The sequence below is a fragment of the Pseudomonas syringae genome, assembly GCF_001698815.1.
GTDB classification, from domain to species: domain Bacteria; phylum Pseudomonadota; class Gammaproteobacteria; order Pseudomonadales; family Pseudomonadaceae; genus Aquipseudomonas; species Aquipseudomonas syringae_A.
Genome location: NZ_LGSI01000024.1, coordinates 1 through 5,415 on the forward strand (window position 1 = coordinate 1; position 5,415 = coordinate 5,415).

Consider the following 5,415-nt stretch of genomic DNA (forward strand, 5'->3'; position numbering starts at 1 on the left):
GGAAAATTCGGCGTACCCCAACTAGTAACTATAAACAAATCAGCTAGTTATGGCGTTCGGTGGAATCGAACTCGGGATTTTTTAGATGTCAGCGCGTTGTCGGTCTGCAAGTAATTCAGAGCCGCATACGAATGGTAAACCTCCTGAATTTGAACGTTGTCGATCATCTCTTTTCGTAGAGAATAGGCAGTAATCCGCCCAAAGCTGCCGTGGCGACAGGCAGCAGACGGCCGATTCTGTTGAAAAAATCGGTTTTTTAGAACTGCCGAAAGATTGGCCGGCGAAACCGCCTTTTAGCACGCTTCTACGTGAAATCTCGGCCTGAAAACCTCCGCAAATATTAAGGATTTCAATCTACGACGCTTACTTCTCTTCCGTAGAAACCGAGGTCGATTTTTTCAACAGAATCGGCCAGAAGCAGCCGGTGGACGGAGCGATAGCTAATGAGTAGCTATGCTTGGTTTACTGCCGGCGCTCTTCATCGTGGCGGTTGCCTTGGCCATCTTGACGCCCCGCTCGCGATTGGCCGCTCGGCCCCGGACACATAATGGGGCCTAAGAGCAGGTTTGACTGTCAAGATCGGGACGAAAATCGCGTTTCTACACAAATTTTTGGTCTGCTGATCAACCAAGCGCCGACAGATTTACGTAGCAACGCAGTCTTCAAGACTGTGCCCGCGTTTTTTTCACAGCCTGGGGGCGTTTTTCTGCCTGTCGCTCGCGCCGCGCGTCAGCCATCAGTTACCGCCATGAAAGCTGATTTGCGACCGGTGAACGCTGAAGGCGTCATATCGAATTGAACTGTCGCGGTGGGCGTACCATCAATCGTGGATAAAGCGAGCAAAGGGAATCGTAAGAAGCTAAGGCACAGGAGGCTTTTTCATTCGACTCATTAACGGAGATCATTTCCATGAGGATCGCTCAGATTGCGCCGCTTACCGAATGCTGTCCGCCCCGCCTATACGGCGGCATTGAGCGGATTGTTTCTTACCTGACTGAAGAACTGGTTCGGCAAGGGCACGATGTAACGCTCTTTGCCAGCGGGGATTCACAAACTTCGGCACACCTTGAACCGGGGTCGCGCCGAGCCTTGCGACTGGACCCGGGCGTCAAGGATGCGATTCCTCATCACATCCTGATGCTGGACCAAGTAATCAGACAGGCGGATCAATTCGACGTGATGCATTTTCATGTCGACATCTACCATTTTCCGTTAATTCGGCGCTTGGCCGGCCGCAGTGTAACCACCCTTCACGGACGTCTGGATATTGCAGACTACCAATCGTTTTACAGCCATTTCCCCGAAGTACCGCTGGTCTCGATTTCAAAAGCCCAACGCACGCCGTTGATCGGCAACGTCAATTGGATGGGCAATGTTTATCACGGGATTCCAGCCGATCTTTTAGCGTTCACCCCTGAGCCCAAAGGCGACTATCTGGCTTTCCTGGGCCGTATTTCCCCCGAAAAACGCCCGGACCGCGCCATCGAAATTGCCACCAGGGCGGGTCTGCCGTTGAAGATCGCGGCCAAGGTGGACAAGGCGGATCAGGTTTACTGGGACGACGTCATTGCCCCGTTGATCGCGACGCATCCGAACGTCGAATTTATCGGTGAGATCGATGATCACCAAAAAGCCAATTTTCTTGGCAACGCCCGCGCGCTAATTTTCCCCATCGATTGGCCTGAGCCTTTCGGCCTGGCCATGATCGAAGCCATGGCGTGTGGGACACCTGTCATTGCCTTTCGTCATGGCGCGGTGCCGGAAGTGATTGATGACGGAGTGTCCGGTTACATTGTCGACGACATCGAGGGCGCGGTAGCGGCTGTCCAGCGGCTGGAAGCGCTTGATCGTCGCAGGGTTCGGGTCGCGTTCGAGGAACGGTTTACGGTCGAGTGCATGACCAACCATTATCTGGAGCTGTATCGTCATCTGACGACGGGCCACACGACGGGTCAACCCAACACGCCTTTCGATGTTCCCGCCTCCGCGTCGTTGCAAGAGTTGCGCTTACGCACCCTTAAACATAACGATACTTTTGCGATATTCGACCCTAATGGGGATGTACTGGTCACAGAAGAAAGCCCACAGGGGCTTTTCCATACCGATACCCGGCATCTGTCGGGGTTCTATCTGACGCTTAACGGGACGCGACCACTTTTGCTCAGCTCCACGCTGCGCGACGATAACGCGATGCTCACCTGCGATCTTACCAACGCCGATCTGTTCAACGCCCTGGGCCAAAAAGTCCTGCATCATGATTTGATCCATCTGCGCCGCTCACGTTTTTTATGGGAAGGATCATGTTACGAACGGCTCACCTTGCGCAATTTCGACGAATACCCACATCGCCTGCAACTTAGAATCCAATTCGTGGCCGACTTCAAGGACCTGTTCGAGGTTCGCGGTGCTCGGCGTCCGCAACGCGGAGAAGCGCATCGGGCGGACATTGCGGGTGAGCAAGTCGTTCTCTCCTACACTGGGCTGGACCACAAACGGCGCACCACCCGATTACGTTTTGACCCGATGCCAGCCAGTCTTTCCTGCGACCAGGCTCTGTTCGACATCGAATTGGCGCCCGGTCAAATCCAATCATTATTCATGGATATCAATTGCGGCGTTCAAAACCCACCCTATTCAGTGCGTCACGGGTTTTTCGTTTCACTGCGCGATGCCCGGCGCCAGTCACGCACGTACTCTTCGCGCGCGGCCTCGGTCGTGACATCCCATGACGTGTTCAACGAAGCGGTGAGTCGGAGCGTTTCCGACCTGTACATGCTCATGACCAAAACCCCTCAGGGCCTGTATCCGTACGCAGGTATCCCTTGGTTCAGCACAGTCTTTGGACGTGATGCTTTGATCACCGCGTGGCAGATGCTCTGGCTCGACCCCGGTATAGCCCGGGGCGTGCTAGGGCATCTGGCGGCCAATCAAGCGATGACCGTCGACCCTGGCGCCGATGCCGAACCCGGGAAAATCCTCCATGAAGTCAGGCTCGGGGAAATGGCTGAGTTGGGGGAGGTGCCATTCCGGCGTTACTACGGCAGCATCGACTCCACGCCGTTGTTTGTAATGCTGGCCGCGGCTTACCTGGAAAGAACCAATGACCTGGATACACTCCGCCAACTCTGGCCAAACATCGAGGCAGCGCTGACCTGGATTGAGGAGTACGGCGACCGCGACGGTGACGGTTTTGTCGAATATGGTCGGCAGTCCGCCGAGGGTCTGATCAATCAGGGATGGAAGGACAGCCATGACTCGGTGTTTCATGCGGACGGCCGATTGGCCGTCGGCCCGATTGCGATCGTTGAAGTGCAGGCTTACGTCTATGGCGCCTTGAGTGGTGCCGCGCAAATTGCACGGCGGCTTGGCGAGCCAGTCCAGGCTCTACGGTTGAAAGAAAAGGCCCGACACTTGCGCCAGCAGTTCGATGCTCACTTTTTCGACGAGGAACTGGGCACGTATGTCCTGGCGCTGGACGGCAACAAAATGCCCTGTCGAGTGCGTACCTCCAATGCGGGCCATGCGCTGTTCGCCGGCATCGCGTACCGCAAACGTGCGCCATCGGTCGTGGAGGCGTTGATGGACCGTTCCTCTTTTTCAGGCTGGGGCGTGCGCACCGTCGCGTCCTCGCAGCCACGCTATAACCCGATGAGTTATCACAATGGATCCGTCTGGCCCCACGACAATGCCTTGATCGCGGCTGGGTTTGCCCGTTACGGCTTTCGTCGGGAAGCAGCGCGGATTTTCGAAGGTATTTTTGCCGCGTCCACGTACATTGATCTTCGACGACTTCCGGAACTGTTTTGCGGCTTTCCCCGGCAGCGCACCCAGGGGCCGACGTTTTATCCAGTCGCCTGCATGCCGCAGGCGTGGGCCGCTGCGGCGCCGCTTTCGATGATTCAGTCGTGCCTGGGACTTAGCTTCAGTCCTACGAAACTCAACATCATGTTTGACGAGCCGATACTTCCGGCATTTCTGGACACCATAGCCCTTCAGCGACTGGCAGTGGGGGCGGAATCGGCTGATGTGATGCTGAGGCGTTCGGGAAAGAACGTTATGATCGAAGTCCTTAACCGCCATGGCCCTGTTCGGATCATGAGTACCAGTTAGAGCGCCGATGCGATGAGCGCATTGCCTCCCTGCCATGAGACAAAGACCGGCGGTGCACCAACACATTCAAGGAGAATTGCGCATCATGGATGAAGCCATTACGTACCGAACGGCAACCGTAGAAGATGCACTGACCATTTGTGAGTTGGGCCAAGTGCTTAACGCGGTGCACCACGCTGCCCGTCCAGATATTTACGCGGCTGCCACCCAAGATTTTTCCCGTGACCTTTCTCACTGGATGAGTTTTTTCGAGAAACCGGGTCAGGTTGTATTCGTGCCCCGTTCCTTGATCCGTTGGGTGATCTCCAGGAGGTCATGGGTATCCAGTTCAGCGATGGGCCTTTGACCAATCAACGGGAAGACGTGGGTGCGCAGTCGGCTCATCACTGTTTTGGCGTGGCCCTCGGTCCAGCGGCGCGACATTTCCCCATGCCACTCTAACGCCACGGTTTCAAAAAGCAGTGCCGCTCGTTGGGCGGCGACTTTGGCCTTCTTCTTCTCTTCCATGGGGTCGAGGTTATCGAGCAGCAGCGCTTTGGCTTCGTCGCGTTTACGTCGGGCGACGGCCAGCGGGACGATAGGGTAGTTGCCGATGATCAGCGTGCCTTTCTTGCCGCAGGGCTTGAAGTATCGCAAGCGCCAGGTCTTGACGCCGTTGGGTTTCACGAAGAGGTACATGCCGCCGCCGTCGAAAAGCTTGTAGGCGCGTTCGCGGGGTTTGGCCGTGCGGCATTGCAGGTCGCTGAGGGGGATCGCTAGACGTGGCTAGGGGTACGCGCTCCTGACCGGGAAATCGCAGTACCCCTAACATGCCCTCGGGGAAGGGGGATTTTGTTGGATCCCGACAGAGGGTCCTGGAACGAAAAAACCCGCCAAAGGGCGGGGTTTCGGGGCTTCCAGAGCATTCGGTGGAATGCAATGGAGCCTAATGTGGTGCGGCACCAGACGAACGGTATGTTTCGGCGAGAGTAGGTTTTTCGGGCATCTGGAGTTCGCTGGAAAATTCGGCGTACCCCAACTAGTAACTATAAACAAATCAGCTAGTTATGGCGTTCGGTGGAATCGAACTCGGGATTTTTTAGATGTCAGCACGTTGTCGGTCTGCAAGTAATTCAGAGCCGCATACGGAATGGTAAACCTCCCGAATTCGAACGTTGTTGATCATCCCCTCCGTCGAGAATAGGTAGGAATCCGCCAAAAGCTGCCGTGGCGACAGGCAGCAGACGGCCAAAAGCGGACAGTGAACCCCCAATCCACTAGTTGATCATCTACTTTCATGAAACCAAACTTCCACGAGGTAGCAGG

1 protein-coding gene and 2 pseudogenes are annotated in these 5,415 nt (G+C 55.7%); 2 read left to right on the plus strand and 1 reads right to left on the minus strand.

Annotated features, from left to right (window positions below; genetic code table 11):
• Positions 1-909 precede the first annotated feature (909 nt).
• Positions 910-4,110: a glycogen debranching N-terminal domain-containing protein gene (locus AFK24_RS07040; protein WP_080482067.1), complete on the plus strand. Its 3,201-nt coding sequence runs from the start codon at positions 910-912 to the stop codon at positions 4,108-4,110.
• An 85-nt stretch (positions 4,111-4,195) separates the two neighbouring features.
• Positions 4,196-4,387: pseudogene (locus tag AFK24_RS31510) on the plus strand (GNAT family N-acetyltransferase); the annotation flags it as partial.
• Here AFK24_RS31510 and AFK24_RS07045 read toward each other — a convergent pair.
• Positions 4,384-4,863 (minus strand): annotated as a pseudogene (locus AFK24_RS07045) (tyrosine-type recombinase/integrase); the annotation flags it as partial. The pseudogenes AFK24_RS31510 and AFK24_RS07045 sit on opposite strands and share 4 nt — an antisense overlap.
• Positions 4,864-5,415: the final 552 nt, after the last annotated feature.